The sequence below is a fragment of the Streptomyces sp. NPDC050448 genome, assembly GCF_040655295.1.
GTDB lineage: Bacteria > Actinomycetota > Actinomycetes > Streptomycetales > Streptomycetaceae > Streptomyces.
Genome location: NZ_JBFAJR010000059.1, coordinates 1 through 17,105 on the forward strand (window position 1 = coordinate 1; position 17,105 = coordinate 17,105).

A 17,105-nucleotide genomic window follows, 5' to 3' on the forward strand; every position below is an offset into this window, starting at 1 on the left:
ACCGACGACAACGCGGCAAGGCGCGGTGCCTGGGGGTCCCCCCGGACGGAGTCTGGGGGAGGCCCGGGCCCGGCCATGATCCGCCGGACACCCCCCAGGTGCAGACGGGGCCCGGTTCCGCTGCCGCCGTGGCGCGGAGGAGGTCGCGGAGCAGGGTGAAGTCCACCGCTGACGGGCGGCGGAAGCGGAGGCAGGCCCTGCCCATGTCGTGTCCGGCCAGGCGGTCCGCGAAGGCGTCCCGGATGTCCGTCCGCAGCAGGTAGAAGGAGACGTACTGCTTCTGGTTCGCCCAGGCGATCTCCCCCGCATCCGCCCCGGCCCGTACGTACGCCGGCATGCCGTACGCCATGACCTCCTCGAAGCCCGTCAGCTCCGCCCGGCACAGCTCGCGCAGCCGCGTCAGCGCCTCGCGCCGGGCCTCCGGCGCCCCGGCCAGGTACGCGTCGACCTCGTCCGCCGGCATCAGGCGGCCGCCTACCGGGTGGTCTGGGAGCGGACCGCGCCCATGCTCGCCGCGATGACCAGCGCGATCGCCAGCGCGTCCAGCGCCGACATCGCCTGGTTCAGGATCAGGAACCCGGCCGTGGCCGCGATCGCCGGTTCCATGCTCATCAGGATCGCGAACGTCGGTGCGGGCATGCGGCGCAGCGCCAGGAGTTCCAGGGTGTACGGCAGGACGGACGAGAGGACGGCGACACCGATGCCCAGCGCCAGCGTGCTCGGCACGAGGAGGGCGGAGCCGGCTTCGATCACGCCCAGCGGCAGCGAGAGCACCGCCGCCACCGCCATGGCGAGGGCCAGCCCGTCCGCCTGCGGGAAGCGGCGGCCCGTACGCGCGCTGAACACGATGTACGCCGCCCACATCGCGCCCGCTCCGAGTGCGAAGGCCGCGCCCAGGAGGTCGAGGCCGCCGAAGCCGCTCCCGCCGCCGTGGCCGGCCAGCAGGACGACACCGGCCAGGGCCAGGCCGGCCCACAGCAGGCTGACCAGGCGGCGCGAGACGGCGACCGAGAGCGCGAGGGGGCCGAGCACCTCGAGGGTCACGGCCGGCCCGAGCGGGATCCGGTCGATGGACTGGTAGAAGAGCCCGTTCATGCCGGCCATCGCCACGCCGAACGCGACGACCGTGCCCCAGTCCGCGCGCGAGTACCCGCGCACCTTCGGGCGGCACAGGGCCAGCAGCACCAGCGCGGCGGCCGCCAGCCGCAGCGTGACCACGCCCGCGGCGCCAGCCCCCGGCATGATCATGACTGCGAGCGCGGCGCCGAACTGCACCGAGATCCCCGCCGCGATCACCAGGACGACCGGACCGAAGCGCGACGGACCGGCGGCCGTCGAGAGGTCGGCGACCGCCGGCACAGGGGTGGGGGTGGGTGCGCGGGTGGGTACGGGGGTGGAATGGGGGGAGGGCGCGGGCATTAATCCAGACTAAGGGGTACGTAAGGGCCATCGGTCCATGTGTTTCCCTTACGGGCCTTTGCCCTTACAGGCCCTCCGCCAGCAGCTCCGCCAGGTGCCGGGCCCGGCACCCGTCGGAGAGCTGGGCGATCTGGGTGCGGCACGAGAACCCGTCCGCCACGATCACGGCCCCGGCCGGAGCCCGGCGCAGGGCGGGGAGCAGCTGTTCCTCCGCGCAGGCCACGGACACCTCGTGGTGGCCCGGCTCGAAGCCGAAGTTCCCGGCGAGGCCGCAGCAGCCGCCGCTGAGTTCGCCGCTCAGACCGGCCCGCTCGCGCAGCCGGCGGTCTGCCGCGTCGCCGAGGACCGCGTGCTGGTGGCAGTGGGTCTGGCCGACGGCCGGGCGGTCGAGGCGGGGCGGCTGCCAGTGGGGGGCGTACTCCTCGAGGGTCTCCGCGAAGGTCCGGACGGCGCGCGCGAGGCGCTCCGCGCGGGGGTCGTCGGGGAGGAGGGCGGGGAGGTCGGTGCGCAGGGCTGCGGCGCAGCTGGGTTCGAGGACGAGGACGGGGCCGTGCACGTCGCCCACGGCGTCGAGGGTGCGGCGCAGGACGGTGCGGGCCCGGTCGAGGCGGCCGGTGGAGACATAGGTGAGGCCGCAGCAGACGCCCGCCGGGGGGAGGGATACGCCGAGGCCGGCGGCCTGCAGGACGCGGACTGCCGCCTGGCCGGTCTGCGGGGACAGGTACTCGGTGAACGTGTCCGGCCAGAGCGTGACGAGGGCGGGGGAAGAACCGGAGACGCCGCCCTGGACCGGGCCGGAGACGCCGCCCAGGACCGGGCCGGAGACGCCGCCCTGGGCGGGACCGGAGGCGTCGCCCAGGACCGGGCCGGAGGCGGCGCCCCGGGGGCGGTCTTCCCCGCCCCGCCCCTTCCCGTGCCCGGGGCGCCGCCCCGGCCCCCGGGGCGGGGGCGCCGACGAGGCTGAATCTTCCGATGCGGCGTTTGACGCGCGGGGCCCCCGCGGCAGAGCCCCCTGCAACGGCGCCGCACCGGGGCGGCCCGTTCCGTGCCACCAGCGGGTGAAGGGCTGCCGTGCCAGCGGGGGCAGCGCGCGCTCCCTGGCCAGCCCCGGCAGCGGGAGGTGGCGGGCCGCCGCGTTCAGCGGGGCCGCCGCCCGGAGCGCGGCGATCAGGCGGAGCCAGCCCGGCAGGCCCCCCAGGGCGTAGTGGGCGAGCGGGCGGATGCGGCCCGCCCAGTGGCGGTGGAGGAACTCCGCCTTGTACGCGGCCATGTCCACGCCCACCGGGCAGTCGCTGCGGCAGCCCTTGCAGGCCAGGCACAGGTCCAGCGCCTCGGCGACCTCCGCCGAGTGCCAGCCGTCCGTCACGATCTCGCCGGCCAGCATCTCGTGCAGCAGCCTGGCCCGGCCGCGCGTGGAGTGCTGTTCCTCCCCCGTGGCCCGGTAGGAGGGGCACATCACCCCCTGCCCCGGCGCATCCGTGGACCGGCATTTCGCGACGCCGACGCAGCGCGCGACCTCCCCGGCGAAGTCCGTCGCCGGCAGGACCGTGAAGCGGAGGTTCTCGTCCAGCCGGGCCGGGCGGACCAGCACTCCGGGGTTCATCCCGCCCGCCGGGTCCCACACGTCCTTGTGCGCGCCGAAGAGCCGGACGACCTCCTCCCCGTACATCTTCGGCAGGAGTTCGGCCCGCGCCTGGCCGTCCCCGTGCTCCCCGGAGAGGGAGCCGCCGTGGGACACGACCAGGTCCGCCAGTTCGCAGGAGAACTCCCGGAAGCGCGCCACCCCCGCCTGTGACGCCAGGTCGAAGTCGATCCGTACGTGGACGCAGCCCTCCCCGAAGTGCCCGTACGGGGTCCCGTGCAGCCCGTGGGCCGCCAGCAGGGCGCGGAACTCCCGCAGGTACGCCCCCAGCCGGGCCGGCGGCACCGCGCAGTCCTCCCACCCGGGCCAGGCCATCCCTCCCCCGGGCAGCCGCGTCGCCGTGCCCGCCGCGTCCTCGCGGATCCGCCACAGCGCCCGCTGCCCCGCCGGGTCGGTGACCAGCAGGGAGTCCACCGCGTCGGCCGCCCCTACGAGGGACCGGGCTGCGGCCTCGTCCGGCATCTCGACGAACAGCCAGGCTCCCCCGCGCGGCAGCCCGGCCGCGCCCCGGACCAGGTCCTGCGCCATGCCCTCCACGGTCAGCGGCCCGAATCCCAGCAGCCCCGCCGCCGCATCCGCCGCCGCGCTCTCGTCCGCGTACCCGAGGACCGCGAGCGCCGGCGCGTGCGGCACTTCCACCAGGCGTACGACCGCCTCGGTCACCACCCCGAGCGTGCCCTCGCTCCCGCAGAAGGCCCGGGCCACCTCCACACCCCGCTCGGGCAGCAGCGCGTCCAGCCCGCCGTATCCGGAGATGCGCCGCGAGAAGCCCCCGGCCATGCCCGTACGCAGCACCGCCAGGTTCTGCGACACCAGTTCGCGCAGGCCCGCCGGGGCTCCCGGCCAGCCCGTGCCGAGCCGGTACGACGCGCCTCCGTACGCCGTGACCGCCAGCTCCGCCACGTTGTCCGCGGTGGTCCCCCAGGCCACCGAGTGGGCCCCGCACGCGTTGTTGCCGATCATGCCGCCGAGCGTGCAGCGGGAGCGGGTGGAGGGGTCCGGGCCGAAGGTCAGCCCGTACGGGCGCGCCGCGTCGCGCAGCCGGTCGAGCACCAGGCCCGGCTGGACCACGGCCGTGCGGGCCTGCGGGTCCAGCGACACCAGGGCGTTCATGTGGCGGGTCAGGTCCAGCACCACGCCGGTGCCCGTGGCCTGGCCGGCGATGGAGGTGCCGCCGCCGCGCGGTACGACCGGTACGCCGGCGTCCGCGCAGATCCGCAGCGCGGCCGCCACGTCCTCGGCGTCGCGCGGGGCGGCCACGCCGACCGGGACACGCCGGTAGTTCGAGGCGTCCATCGTCGCGAGGGCGCGCGCCGCGGCCCCGAAGTCCACCTCCCCGCGCAGGTTCTCCCGCAATGTCCGTTCGAGTTCCCCGGGTGACGTCACGGCCCCACCCTCCCACCGGCCGGACTCGTCTCATCGGGTGGACGCGCCTCCAAGGCGTGGACCGTGACCGGATACGCTCCGCTCGTGGCTGAGATCCAGATTCCCGCTGACATCAAGCCCGCCGACGGACGCTTCGGCGCGGGCCCCTCCAAGGTGCGGATCGAGGCGCTGGACGCCCTCGCCGCCACCGGTACCTCCCTGCTCGGAACCTCGCACCGCCAGGCCCCGGTCAAGAACCTGGTCGGCTCGGTGCGCCAGGGCATCCGGGACCTCTTCTCCCTGCCCGAGGGCTACGAGGTGATCCTGGGCAACGGCGGCTCCACCGCCTTCTGGGACATCGCGACGGCCGGGCTCATCGAGCAGAAGTCCCAGCACCTCACGTTCGGCGAGTTCTCCTCCAAGTTCGCCAAGGCCGCGAAGCTCGCGCCGTGGCTGGACGAGCCGACCGTGATCTCCTCCGAGCCGGGCACGCACCCCGAGCCGGTGGCCGAAGCGGGTGTCGACGTGTACGCGTACACCCACAACGAGACCTCGACGGGTGTGGCGGCGCCGGTCAAGCGCGTCGCGGGCGCCGACGCCGGGTCCCTCGTTCTGGTGGACGCGACGTCGGGCGCCGGCGGCCTGCCGGTGGACATCACCGAGAGCGACGTCTACTACTTCGCCCCGCAGAAGTCGTTCGCCTCCGAAGGCGGCCTGTGGCTGGCGGCGTTCTCCCCGGCGGCGCTGGAGCGCGCGGCGCGCGTCCACGCGTCGGGCCGGCACATCCCGGAGTTCTTCTCGCTGCCGACGGCGATCGACAACTCGCTGAAGAACCAGACGTACAACACCCCGGCGCTGTCCACCCTCTTCCTGCTGAACCAGCAGCTGGAGTGGATGAACGGCCAGGGCGGCCTGGAGTTCACGACCGGCCGTACGGCGGCCAGCGCGCGCAACCTGTACGGCTGGGCGGAGGCGTCGAAGTACGCGACCCCGTTCGTCGTGGACGCCGACAAGCGCTCCGCCGTCATCGGCACGATCGACTTCTCGGACGACATCGACGCGGCCGCCGTCGCCAAGGTGCTGCGCGCCAACGGCATCGTGGACACGGAGCCGTACCGCAAGCTCGGCCGCAACCAGCTGCGCATCGCGATGTTCCCGGCGATCGACCCGGCAGACGTGCAGGCGCTGACCGCGTGCATCGACTACGTGATCGAGAAGCTCTGACCGCATCCGTACGGAGCCCCCGGCGACCTCGTGTCACCGGGGGCTCCGCCGTTCCCGGGCCTTCTTCCCGCCGGCGCCTCTGCGACCGGGCCGAGCCGGGCCGAGCCCGGCAGGTCCGGCGCCGTGCCGTCACCGTGAGGAGGGCGGGCCCGGCCGCCCCGACCGCCGGGGCCCGCACGCGATACCTTCAGGGCCTCGGCATTCGGTGGATGCAGTACAGCTTGGAGGCAGCGGCGTGAGCGTGCGAGTGACGGCGGCCCAGGGCGGCGTGGACCCCTTCGGCACGGCCCGGCTGCGGCGCGGGGTGCTCGATGCCTGGGGCGCGGGCCCGGCCCGTTTCCGGGAGGACGCCAACGCCGAGGAGGACCTGGCCCTCGGCGGCTACCGCGACCGGCTCGTCGTCGAGCTGGCGCAGAACGCCGCCGACGCCGCGGCCCGGGCCGGGGTGCCCGGCCGGCTCCGGCTCACCCTGCACCCCGGCGAGGGCGGGCACGCGGTGCTGGCCGTCGCCAACACCGGTGCCCCGCTGGACGCGACGGGCGTGGAGTCGCTGAGCACCCTGCGGGCCTCCGCGAAGCGGGAGCCCGCGGTGTCGACCGGCTCCGCCGACACCGTGGGCCGCTTCGGCGTCGGCTTCGCGGCCGTCCTCGCGGTGTCCGACGAGCCCGCCGTGCTCGGCCGGCACGGCGGTGTCCGCTGGTCCCTGGCCGAGGCGCGCGAACTGGCCCGGGAGGCCGCGGGCGGCAGCCCCGGCCTCGGCGACGAACTGCGCCGCCGCGACGGGCACGTCCCGCTGCTGCGGCTGCCGCTGCCCGCCGAGGGCACCGCGCCCGACGGGTACGACACCGTGGTCGTCCTCCCGCTGCGCGACGCCGCCGCCGAGGACCTGGCGCAGCGGCTGCTGGCCGGCATCGACGACGCGCTGCTGCTCACCCTGCCCGGGCTGCGGGAGATCGTCGTGGAGACCCCGGCCACCGGGCACCGCGTGGTCTACCGGCGCACCGAAGGCCCGTACACCGTCATCGAGGACTCCGCCGGCGGGACCCGGCGCTGGCGCACCGTCCGCCACAGCGGCCCCATCGAGCGGGCGCTGCTCGCCGACCGGCCCGTCGAGGAGCGGCTGCGGCCCGTCTGGACGGTGTCCTGGGCCGTGCCCGTCGACACCGACGGCGCCCCCGTACGCCCGGCCACCGCGCCCGTGGTGCACGCACCGACCCCGACCGACGAACCGCTGGGCGTCCCCGCCCTGCTCATCGCGACGCTGCCGCTGGACACCGCCCGCCGGCACCCCGCGCCGGGGCCGCTGACCGACTTCCTGGTGGAGCGCGCGGCCGACGCATACGCCGAACTGCTGGGCGCCTGGGACCCGGTGAGCACCGCGCTCGTGGACCTCGTACCCGGGCCGCTCGGCCAGGGCCCGCTGGACGGGGCGCTGCGCGCTGCCGTGCTGCAGCGGCTGCCCCGTACCGCTTTCCTCGCCCCGGCGGCCCCGGCCGAGCACGCCGAGCACGCCGAGGAGCGGGCCGCCCTGCGCCCCTTCGAGGCCGAGGTGGTGGAGGGCGCGGGCGCCGAGACCGTACGGGTCCTCTCCGAGGTCCTGCCGACCCTGCTCCCCGCCGGGCTGGAGCGCCGGCCCGAGCTGCGCACGCTGGGCGTGGGCCGGCTGCCGCTCGGCGACGCCATCGAGCGGATCGCGGGCATCGAGCGCGGCCCGGAGTGGTGGCACCGGCTGTACGACACCCTGGCCGGGGTGGATCCGGACCGGCTCTCGGGCCTGCCGGTGCCGCTGGCCGACGGGCGGACCACGATCGGCCCGCGGCACGTGCTGCTGCCCTACGCGGACACCCCGAAGGACCTGGCCCGGATGGGGCTGAAGGTGGCCCACCCGGACGCGGCGCACCCGCTGCTGGAGCGCCTCGGTGCGCTCCCGGCCACGCCCCGCGCGGTCCTGACGACCCCGCAGGTACGGGCGGCGGTGGCCGCCTCCCTCGATGCCGGGGAGATCTGGGACGAGGACGCCCTGGATGCGGACGAGCTGGCCGAGGTGGTCCTGGGCCTGGTCCGGGACGCCGACCTCGCGCCGGGCGACGAGCCGTGGCTGGGCGCGCTGGCCCTCCCGGACGAGGACGGCGAGCTCACGCCCGCGGGCGAGCTCCTGCTGCCGGGCTCCCCGCTGGCCTCGGTGATCCGCGAGGGCGAAGTCCCGTACGTGGACGCCGAACTGGCCGACCGGTGGGGTGCGCAGCCGCTGACCGCCTGCGGGGTGCTGGCCGTGTTCCAGCTGGTCCGCGCCACCGATGTGGTCCTCGACCCGGACGAACTGGAGCCCCGCGAGGGGGACTTCGCCGAGCCCGACGACGCGGGCCTGCTGGACGCGGTCGACGTGTGGTGCGAGGACGTACTGGACCAGCTCCCGGACACCCCGCTGCCGCCGGTGGCGACCGAGCTGGTGGCCGTACGCGACCTCGACCTGGTCGACGACGACTGCTGGCCCCAGGCGCTGGCCATGCTCGCGCAGCCCCCGCTGCGCGACGCCCTGACCCAGCCCGTACGGGTCCTGCTGCCGGACGGCACCACGCAGTCGGTGCGCCCGTACACCGCCTGGTGGCTGCGCGACCACCCGGTCCTCGACGGGCGCCGCCCTGCGGGTCTGCGCGCGGCGGGCGGCGACCCGCTGCTGGCGGGCCTGTACACCTCGGCGGACGCCACGGGCTTCGAGGACGAGCAGGTCCTGCGGGCCCTCGGCGTACGCACAACCGTGCCGGCCCTGCTGGACGAACCCGGCGGCGCCGCGGAGCTCCTGGGCCGGCTCGCCGACCCGGACCGCGAGGTGTCGGACCGCCAGCTGCACGCCCTGTACGGGGCCCTGGCCGATCTGGACCCCGAGCAGGTCACGCTCCCGGACGAGCTGCGCGTGGTGGTGGACGGCGAGGCCCGCGTGGTGGACGCGGCCGATGCGCTCATCGCCGACGCCCCGGACCTGCTGCCGCTGGCGGAAGGCCTGCCGCTGCTGCCGGTGGCCCCGGCCCGCGCGGCCGACCTGGCGGACCTCCTCCAGGTCCGCCGCCTCTCGGAGACGGTCCCGGCGGAGGTCACGACCCCGGGCGAGGAGCACGAGGTCCCCGAGTCGGTTCTCCTCCTCCTCGGCCCGGCCACGCCCCTGACGTACATCGAGCACGAGGAGCTGATCGCGGGCGGCGTGGAACTCGACTGGCGCCGCACCCCCGACGGCACCCTGCACGCCTCCACCCTCGAGGGCGTGGCGGCGGGCCTGGCCTGGTCGGCGGGCCAGTGGCCCCGCCGCTTCGAGGTGGCGGCCCTCCTGGAGGACCCCTCCCGCACGGCAGAACTGGCCCGCGACCGCTGGTTCGACTGACGCGGCCGAATCGACTGGGCCCCCTGGTGTTCTGGAGCTACGCCGGCCTGACGGCTCTGAACATCGGGGGTACGGGCGTGGCTTTCGCCGCATACGACTTCACCTACACCCAGTTCGCTGCGGCCTCGGTCCTCCTCATGTGCGCCTGCCTCGCCGAGCTCGTCGGATGCTTCGCCCTCTGGAAGGCCGGAGGTGCCGTCACGCAGGAAACTTCCGGTCCACCCAGCGGAACGTGAACTCGATCAGGGCCGAGGCCGCCGCCGCGATGGCGACGGCCGTCCACGGCATCTGGGTGCCCACCAGTTTCAGCTCGAAGAAGTCCTGGAGCCACGGGACGACCAGGACGATCAGGAACGCCCCGCCCATCGCGCCGACCAGGGCCACCCGCCACCACGTGTACGGGCGGGCGATGATCGCCAGGACCCACATCGAGGTCAGGAACAGCGTCAGCGTCGCCGCGCTCGTCTCGGCCTCCAGGGCGTCCGGGCCCGTGTAGTGGTGGCGGGCGATCACGTACGTGACGAAGGTGGCCACCGCGGCGATCGCGCCGCCCGGGATCGCGTACCGCATCACCCGTTTCACGAAGTGCGGCTTCGCGCGCTCCTTGTTCGGGGCCAGGGCCAGGAAGAAGGCCGGGATGCCGATGGTGAGGGTGGACAGCAGCGTCAGGTGGCGCGGCAGGAAGGGGTACTCCACCTGCGAGCAGACCACCAGGATGGCCAGCAGTACCGAGTAGACCGTCTTCGTCAGGAAGAGGGTGGCGACCCGGGTGATGTTGCCGATGACCCGGCGGCCCTCGGCGACCACCGAGGGGAGGGTCGCGAAGCTGTTGTTGAGGAGGACGATCTGGGCCACCGCCCGCGTCGCCTCCGAGCCCGAGCCCATGCTCACGCCGATGTCCGCGTCCTTGAGCGCGAGCACGTCGTTGACGCCGTCGCCCGTCATCGCGACCGTGTGGCCGTTGGACTGCAGTGCGCCGACCATGTCCCGCTTCTGCTGCGGGGTGACCCGCCCGAAGACGGCGTTCTCGTCGAGGGCCCTGGCCATGTCGGCCTGCTCGGCCGGCAGCCTGCGCGCGTCGACCGTGTTCTCGGCGCCCGGCAGGCCGAGCTTGCCGGCCACCGCGCCGACGGAGACCGCGTTGTCGCCGGAGATGACCTTCGCGTGGACCTTCTGGTCCTGGAAGTAGCGCAGGGTGTCGGCCGCGTCGGGGCGCAGCCGCTGTTCCAGGACGATCAGGGCGGTCGGTCGGGCGCCGGATCCGACGGCCGGGTCGTCGAGCTCGCGCGCGGCCCTGGCGAGCAGCAGGACGCGCAGGCCCTGCTCGTTGAGCTCGTTGATCTCGTCGAGGGCCGGGTCGCCGGCCGGGAGGAGGACGTCGGGGGCGCCGAGCAGCCAGGTGTTGTTCTCGCCGTCGCCCTCGCTGAAGCTGGCGCCGCTGTACTTGCGGGCCGAGGAGAAGGGCAGGGACTCGGTGCAGCGCCACTCGGCACTGTCCGGGTAGGCGTCGATGATCGCCTGGAGGCTGGCGTTGGGGCGCGGGTCGGACTCGCCGAGCGCGCCGAGCACCTTCTTGACGTACGCGTCCTCCGCGCCGCCGAGCGGGCGGAGCTCGGTGACGTCCATGCCGCCCTCGGTGAGGGTGCCGGTCTTGTCGAGGCAGACCACGTCGACGCGGGCGAGGCCCTCGATGGCCGGCAGTTCCTGCACCAGGCACTGCTTGCGGCCGAGCCGGATGACGCCGATCGCGAAGGCGACGGAGGTCAGCAGGACCAGGCCCTCGGGGATCATCGGGACGATGCCGCCGACGGTGCGGGCGATGGCGTCCTTGAGGTTGTTGTCCTTGACGACGAGCTGGCTGATGATCAGGCCGATGGAGGTCGGGATCATCATCCAGGTGACGTACTTGAGGATGGTGGAGATACCGGAGCGCAGCTCGGAGTGGACGAGCGTGAAGCGGGTGGCCTCTTCGGCCAACTGGGCGGCGTAGGCGGCGCGGCCGACCTTGGTGGCGGTGAACGCGCCGCCGCCGGCGACCACGAAGGACCCGGACATGACCGGGTCACCGGGCTTCTTCAGGACGGGGTCGGCCTCGCCGGTGAGCAGGGACTCGTCGATCTCCAGGCCGTCGGCCTCGCCGACGGCGCCGTCGACGACGACCTTGTCGCCGGGGCCGAGTTCGATGACGTCGTCGAGGACGATCTCGGAGGTGGAGATCTCGGCGGTCCGGCCGTCGCGGCGGACGCTGGGTTTGGCCTCGCCGATGACGGCGAGGTTGTCCAGGGTCTTCTTGGCCCGCATTTCCTGGATGATGCCGATGCCGGTGTTCGCGATGATCACGTAGCCGAAGAGGCTGTCCTGGAGCGGCGCGACGATCAGCATGACCACCCAGAGCACGCCGATGATGGCGTTGAAGCGGGTGAAGACGTTGGCGCGGACGATGTCGGCGGTGGAGCGGCTGCTGCGGACGGGGACGTCGTTGACGGCTCCGCGCGCGACGCGTTCGGCGACTTCGGCGGTGGTCAGGCCGCCGGGCTTGAACCGGGGCGCGGGCGGCCGGACCGGGTGTACCGGGTCCAGCTCGGCTCCCGCGTCGATGGCGGTGTCGCCGGGGCCGGGGCCTCCACCACCGCCACCGCCGCCGCCCGGCTCGGGACCGTTTGATTCGATCTTTGCCCGCTGCGTCATGCTTTCGACGGTAAAGGGCGTTCTACCGCTTCACCCGCCGAGAAGTCCGAAGATCCGACTTCGGGATGAGGGGAACGGTCCCTCGGTAGGCCCTTCACCGGGTACCCGCCGACCGCGATGATGACGCGCTGCCGGCGTCGGCCGCGTCGGCCGGTGTCAGCCGGTGCCGTCGGCCGAGCGCGCGGGCCGCGCGGCGCCCGCCCGTCAGCCGGTGTGCGGCGCCGGGCCGGCGCCGCTCTCCTCGTCCCGCGCGGCCAGCGCGGCGGCGGCGTGGCGCTTGAGGGCCGCGTCCCGGCCCCGGACGTACCAGAGGCCGATCAGGCCGAGCACGCCGCCGGCCGCGCAGCACCAGACCCACCACAGCAGGTCCCGGTCGGCGAACCAGCCGTAGAAGGGCAGCTGGACGAGGAACATGGCGAACCAGAGGATCGTGCCGCCGGTGACGGTCGCGACGATCGGGCCCTCAAGGGGCTCGGGCGCCTCGTGCTTCGCAGTCCATTTCGCCATGCCCTCAAGTCTAGGTGCGCCGAAACGAGGTCTACGCGCGGAGATGGACGGCCTTTCGTTCATGTGTTCATACTGAAACGGTGTGGGCATGGCCCATTTTCTTCGTATGAATCGCCCAATGCCCCCCGCAATGAGGACCGTATGAGCACCTCGGCCCCCGCCCCTGCACCCACCCTCCCGGACCCGGCCCCCCAGGGCGCGTCCGGCCTGGACGGCTATTTCAAGATCTCCGAGCGCGGCTCGACGATCGGTCGCGAGGTCCGCGGCGGTTTCGCCACCTTCTTCGCGATGGCCTACATCATCGTGCTGAACCCGATCATCCTGGGCAGCGCGAAGGACATGTACGGGCACCAGCTCGACGGCGGCCAGCTCGTCACCGCCACCGTCCTGACGGCGGCCTTCACCACGCTCCTCATGGGCGTCATCGGCAACGTCCCGATCGCGCTCGCCGCCGGCCTCGGCGTCAACACCGTCGTCGCGCTCCAGCTCGCCCCGCGCATGAGCTGGCCCGACGCCATGGGCATGGTGGTCCTGGCCGGCTTCGTCGTGATGCTGCTGGTCGCGACCGGCCTGCGCGAGCGGGTCATGAACGCCGTCCCGCTCAGCCTGCGCAAGGGCATCGCGATCGGCATCGGCCTGTTCATCATGCTGATCGGCCTGGTCGACTCGGGCTTCGTCTCCCGCATCCCGGACGCCGCGCACACCACCGTGCCGCTCCAGCTCGGCACGGACGGCCACCTGCACGGCTGGCCGGTGCTGATCTTCGTGGTCGGCGTGCTGCTGACCCTCGCCCTGCTGATCCGCAAGACGCCCGGCGCGATCCTGATCTCCATCGTGGTCATGACCGTGATCGCCGTCGCCGTCCAGCTGATCGCCGGGCTGCCCGACTCGGGCTGGGGCCTGACCGTCCCCGAGTGGCCGGGCAACCCGGTGGCCGCGCCCGACTTCGGGCTCGTCGGCCAGGTCAGCCTGTTCGGCGGCTTCGGCAAGGTCGGCCTGCTGACCGGCACCCTCTTCGTCTTCACCGTGCTGCTGTCCTGCTTCTTCGACGCGATGGGCACGATCCTCGGCGTCGGCGACGAGGCCAAGCTGATCGACAGGGACGGCAACTTCCCCGGCATCAACAAGGTGCTGCTCATCGACGGCCTGGCCGTCGCGTCCGGCGGTGCCACCTCGTCCTCGGCCACCACCTGCTTCGTGGAGTCCACGGCCGGCGTCGGCGAAGGCGCCCGCACCGGTCTGGCGAACGTCGTGACCGGCGGCCTCTTCGCCGTGGCGCTGTTCCTCACGCCGCTCGCCACCATGGTCCCGTCCCAGGCGGCCACCCCCGCCCTCGTGGCGGTCGGCTTCCTGATCCTGGCGGGCTCGGTCAAGGACATCGACTGGAGCGACTTCACCATCGCCGTCCCGGCCTTCCTGGCCATGGTGATGATGCCCTTCACGTACTCGATCACCAACGGCATCGGCATCGGCTTCATCAGCTTCTGCGTGCTGCGGCTGGCGACCGGCCGGGGCCGTGAGGTCCCGGCCGCCATGTACGTCGTGTCGGCGGTGTTCGTCTTCTACTACGCGATGCCGGCCCTCGGCCTCACGTAAGCCCGTAGAACTTCTCCGTCTCGTCGACGGCGGCCTTGAAGCGCTCGTCGAAGTCATCGCGAATGAGCGTCCGGACGACATAGTCCTGGACGCTCATTCCGCGTTTCGCGGCATGCGTCCGGAGGCGGTCGAGCAGCTCCCCGTCTATGCGCATGCTCAGCACGTGTGTCCCCATGCCGAAAGGGTCGTGGCACAGGCCGCGGACGCGTGTCGCTTTCCACTGCCGACTCACCCGTACGAGTGACCCGGTCAAGTGGCGTTCCTTAGAGAGAGTAATGAGGTAGTCTAAAGACATGCTCGACCTTACCCATGGCGACGACGCTGCCGCCGTGAACGACCTCCGCTCCGCCGTCATGCGGCTGGGCCGGCGCCTCAAGCACCAGCGCGTCGACGAATCGCTGAGCCCGACCGAGATGTCGGTCCTCGGCACCCTCGCCCGGTGCGGCCAGGCCACCCCCGGTGAGCTGGCCCGGCGCGAACACGTCCAGCCGCCGTCGATGACTCGCATCGTGGCACTGCTGGAGGCCAAGGGACTGGTCAGGCTGCAGCCGCACCCGGACGACCGCCGCCAGAAGGTGGTCAGCCAGACCGAGGAGGCCGTAGCGATGCTCGAGGAGAGCCGTCGCAAGCGGAACGCCTTCCTGGCCCGGCTCGCGGCCGAGCTCACCGAGGACGAATGGGCCAAGCTGCGCGAGGCCGCGCCCGTCCTGGAGAAGCTCGCGCACTTGTAGAGACGACGCCAGGAGGCGAACGCTTTTGAGTACGGGAAACGGAGCAGACTCCGCACCCGGCCATCTATCCACCACTACCACCGCGCGCACGACGCGCACTGCGGGCAAGGGCTCCATGTTCGGCTCGCTGAAGATCCGGAACTACCGGCTCTTCGCCACGGGACAGGCCGTATCGAACACCGGCACCTGGATGCAGCGCATCGCCCAGGACTGGCTGGTCCTGTCCCTGACCGGCTCGGCTTCCGCCGTCGGCATCACCATCGCGCTGCAGTTCCTGCCGATGCTGGTGTTCGGCCTCTACGGAGGCGTACTCGCCGACCGGCTGCCCAAGCGGCCGCTGCTGATCGTCACGCAGACCCTGATGGGCCTGACCGGTATCGCCCTGGCCGCACTCACCCTGGCCGGACACGTCCAGGTCTGGCACGTGTACCTCGCGGCCTTCCTGCTCGGCCTCGTCACCGTCGTGGACAACCCCGCACGGCAGACGTTCGTCTCCGAGATGGTCGGCCCGGACCAGCTCGCCAACGCCGTCAGCCTCAACTCGGCCAACTTCCAGTCCGCGCGGCTGGTCGGCCCGGCGCTCGCCGGTGTGCTGATCACCGCCGTCGGCTCCGGCTGGGCCTTCCTGCTGAACGGGCTGTCCTTCGCCGCGCCGGTCGCCGGCCTGCTGCTGATGCGGGCGCGCGAACTGCACCCGGTCCGGCCGCAGCCGCGCACCAAGGGCCAGCTGCGGGAGGGGCTGCGCTACGTCGCCGGCCGCCCGGAGCTGATCTGGCCGATCGTGCTGGTGGGCTTCATCGGCACCTTCGGGTTCAACTTCCCGATCTGGCTGTCGGCGTTCGTCAGCGACGTGTTCCACGGGGACGCGGGCACGTACGGGCTCTTCAACACGCTGATCGCCGCGGGCTCCCTGGCGGGTGCGCTGCTGGCGGCCCGGCGCGGCCACTCGCGGCTGCGGCTGCTGGTCGCGGCGGCGCTCCTGTTCTCCGCCCTGGAGGTCGTGACGGCCTTCGCACCCGGGTTCTGGCTGTTCGCGGCGCTGCTCGTCCCCATCGGGATGTTCGGGCTGACGGTCAACGTCACCGCCAACGCGAGCGTCCAGATGGCCACCGACCCCGAGATGCGGGGGCGGGTGATGGCCCTGTTCATGATGGTGTTCACCGGCGGTACCCCGATCGGTGCGCCGGTCGTCGGCTGGATGACGGACACGTACGGGGCCCGGATCGGCATGGCCGCGGGCGGCCTCGTCTCGCTGGCCGCCGCGGCGACGATCGCGGTGATCCTGTCGCGGGTGGGCAACCTGCGTCTGAGCGTGAGCCGCCACGGAGTCACGTTCATCCCGTCGCCGCGCGCCCGCGAACTGGTCGCGGCGGCGTAGCCCGTCCAGCCGCGCCGAACCTGCTCGGCAGGGCCCGGCACGTCCGGCCCCGCCGGCGTGTGAGGCGCGGGGGCCCGGGGGCAGAGCCCCCGGCAGCGGCGCCGCACCCGGACGACGGTGGATCTCCGGTCAGGCGTCGCCGCGGGGCCGGCGGCGGAAGAGCCGCTTGGCCCCCAGGACCAGGGCCGTGCCCACGGCCAGGACGGCCGCGCCCTTCGTGAAACCGCCCCCGCCCTGGTCCCCGGGACCAGGGCCGGTGGCACCGGCGGCCGACGGACCCGGCTTCGCGGGAGCGGGGGCGGGGGCGGCAGAGCCACCGGCCGCCGGTATCACCGGTACGGCCACCACCCGGCTCGACTCCCCCTCCGATCCGAACAGCAGGGTCGAGCCGTCCGCCGAGTACGTCACCGACTCCGCCTGGCCCTGCCACGGCGCGTCCACCCGCTCGCCCTCGCCCTCGGGCCGCCCGTCCTTCCACGGGTACGTCCGCGCGAAGAAGTAGCCGCGCAGCGTGAGGCGGCCGCCGTCGGGCGAGAACGCCCCGTCCGTGACCCACGGCAGGTCCGCCACCCGCCGGAACACGTTCGTCCCCGACGCCGACAGCTGCTCCGGCCCCTCGTACAGCCCGCCCTTGTCCTCGCTCTTGCTCGCGATGTACACCCGGCCCGTCACCGGATGCACCATCAGCGCCTCCGCGTTGCGCGCCCCGTCGGCGTACTTCACCGTGAACTGCTCGGCGTTGACCGTGACATCGGCCAGCTCCTTCGGCTCGGGGAAGCGGTAGATCCAGACGTGGTCCCAAGTCCCGTTCAGGTTGTCGCCGATGTCCCCGACGTACAGCTGCCCGTCCGGGCCCAGCGAGATCGCCTCGACGTCGCGCGGGGTCCCGATGCCGGCGAGCGTCACCCGGGCCACCGTCTTGCCGGTCGCCGAGTCGACCGCGTAGACGTAGGGGCCGTCGCCGCTGTCGTTGTGCGTCCAGTAGACGCCCGGGTGGATCCGGCTCGCGGCGAGCCCGCTCGACTCCTTGATCCGCGGATCGGTGATCGTGAACCCCGGCGCACCGGCGGCGGGGGTCCCGGCGGCAGCGGCGGCCGAACCCGGCAGCACGACAAGGGCAATGACGGCGGTCAACGGCAGCAGGCGCATGCACCAAGCCTGCCAGGGCGCCCCGCGTGT

The 17,105-nt window shown here is 73.4% G+C and carries 11 protein-coding genes and 1 pseudogene; 5 read left to right on the plus strand and 7 right to left on the minus strand.

Going from position 1 to position 17,105, the window contains the following annotated elements:
- Positions 1-121: 121 nt before the first annotated feature.
- The 3 genes and pseudogenes from AB0I68_RS36635 to AB0I68_RS36645 form a co-directional block, all read right to left on the minus strand.
- Positions 122-463 (minus strand): annotated as a pseudogene (locus AB0I68_RS36635) (DUF1801 domain-containing protein); the annotation flags it as partial.
- Between the two features lie 11 nt (positions 464-474).
- Positions 475-1,419 carry an EamA family transporter gene (locus AB0I68_RS36640; protein ID WP_363181736.1) on the minus strand — a complete coding sequence of 315 codons (945 nt, stop codon included), beginning with the start codon at positions 1,417-1,419 and terminating at the stop codon, positions 475-477.
- Positions 1,420-1,483: 64 nt separating this feature from the next.
- Positions 1,484-4,357, minus strand: coding sequence for an FAD-binding and (Fe-S)-binding domain-containing protein (locus AB0I68_RS36645; RefSeq protein ID WP_363181758.1), 2,874 nt, complete (start codon positions 4,355-4,357; stop codon positions 1,484-1,486).
- A 174-nt stretch (positions 4,358-4,531) separates the two neighbouring features.
- Between AB0I68_RS36645 and serC the strand changes: the two genes are divergently transcribed.
- Positions 4,532-5,650, plus strand: coding sequence for a phosphoserine transaminase (gene serC / locus AB0I68_RS36650; protein WP_363181737.1), 1,119 nt, complete (start codon positions 4,532-4,534; stop codon positions 5,648-5,650).
- Positions 5,651-5,885: 235 nt separating this feature from the next.
- Complete coding sequence (locus AB0I68_RS36655; protein ID WP_363181738.1) at positions 5,886-9,026, plus strand: molecular chaperone Hsp90; 3,141 nt, start codon at positions 5,886-5,888, stop codon at positions 9,024-9,026.
- A gap of 198 nt (positions 9,027-9,224) precedes the next feature.
- Here AB0I68_RS36655 and AB0I68_RS36660 read toward each other — a convergent pair whose 3' ends face one another.
- Complete coding sequence (locus AB0I68_RS36660; protein WP_363181739.1) at positions 9,225-11,714, minus strand: cation-translocating P-type ATPase; 2,490 nt, start codon at positions 11,712-11,714, stop codon at positions 9,225-9,227.
- Positions 11,715-11,918: 204 nt separating this feature from the next.
- Positions 11,919-12,221, minus strand: a complete 303-nt coding sequence (locus AB0I68_RS36665) for a DUF2530 domain-containing protein (RefSeq protein ID WP_363181740.1) — start codon at positions 12,219-12,221, stop codon at positions 11,919-11,921.
- A 141-nt stretch (positions 12,222-12,362) separates the two neighbouring features.
- On the opposite strand from AB0I68_RS36665, the gene AB0I68_RS36670 reads away from it, so the two are divergent.
- Entirely contained in the window at positions 12,363-13,817 is a 1,455-nt protein-coding gene (locus AB0I68_RS36670; protein ID WP_363181741.1) for an NCS2 family permease, read from the plus strand.
- On the opposite strand, the gene AB0I68_RS36675 is transcribed toward AB0I68_RS36670, so the two are convergent.
- Positions 13,810-13,992 (minus strand): hypothetical protein, encoded by a 183-nt coding sequence (locus AB0I68_RS36675; RefSeq protein WP_030156886.1) that lies wholly within the window; start codon positions 13,990-13,992, stop codon positions 13,810-13,812. The genes AB0I68_RS36670 and AB0I68_RS36675 overlap by 8 nt on opposite strands.
- A gap of 118 nt (positions 13,993-14,110) precedes the next feature.
- Here AB0I68_RS36675 and AB0I68_RS36680 point away from each other — a divergent pair, with 118 nt between their 5' ends.
- On the plus strand, positions 14,111-14,548 hold the full coding sequence (locus tag AB0I68_RS36680) for a MarR family transcriptional regulator (RefSeq protein WP_363181742.1): 438 nt from the start codon (positions 14,111-14,113) through the stop codon (positions 14,546-14,548).
- A gap of 25 nt (positions 14,549-14,573) precedes the next feature.
- Positions 14,574-15,926, plus strand: a complete 1,353-nt coding sequence (locus AB0I68_RS36685; RefSeq protein WP_363181743.1) for an MFS transporter — start codon at positions 14,574-14,576, stop codon at positions 15,924-15,926.
- 129 nt (positions 15,927-16,055) lie between these two features.
- On the opposite strand, the gene AB0I68_RS36690 is transcribed toward AB0I68_RS36685, so the two are convergent.
- Complete coding sequence (locus AB0I68_RS36690) at positions 16,056-17,075, minus strand: WD40 repeat domain-containing protein (protein WP_363181744.1); 1,020 nt, start codon at positions 17,073-17,075, stop codon at positions 16,056-16,058.
- Positions 17,076-17,105 lie beyond the last annotated feature (30 nt).

Coding starts and splice junctions, on each gene's coding strand:
- AB0I68_RS36640 (WP_363181736.1), bottom strand. CDS start 1,419: ATGCCCGCGCCCTCCCCCCATTCCACCCCCGTACCCACCCGCGCACCC.
- AB0I68_RS36645 (WP_363181758.1), bottom strand. CDS start 4,357: ATGGACGCCTCGAACTACCGGCGTGTCCCGGTCGGCGTGGCCGCCCCG.
- AB0I68_RS36660 (WP_363181739.1), bottom strand. CDS start 11,714: ATGACGCAGCGGGCAAAGATCGAATCAAACGGTCCCGAGCCGGGCGGC.
- AB0I68_RS36665 (WP_363181740.1), bottom strand. CDS start 12,221: ATGGCGAAATGGACTGCGAAGCACGAGGCGCCCGAGCCCCTTGAGGGC.
- AB0I68_RS36670 (WP_363181741.1), top strand. CDS start 12,363: ATGAGCACCTCGGCCCCCGCCCCTGCACCCACCCTCCCGGACCCGGCC.
- AB0I68_RS36675 (WP_030156886.1), bottom strand. CDS start 13,992: ATGGGGACACACGTGCTGAGCATGCGCATAGACGGGGAGCTGCTCGAC.
- AB0I68_RS36680 (WP_363181742.1), top strand. CDS start 14,111: ATGCTCGACCTTACCCATGGCGACGACGCTGCCGCCGTGAACGACCTC.
- AB0I68_RS36690 (WP_363181744.1), bottom strand. CDS start 17,075: ATGCGCCTGCTGCCGTTGACCGCCGTCATTGCCCTTGTCGTGCTGCCG.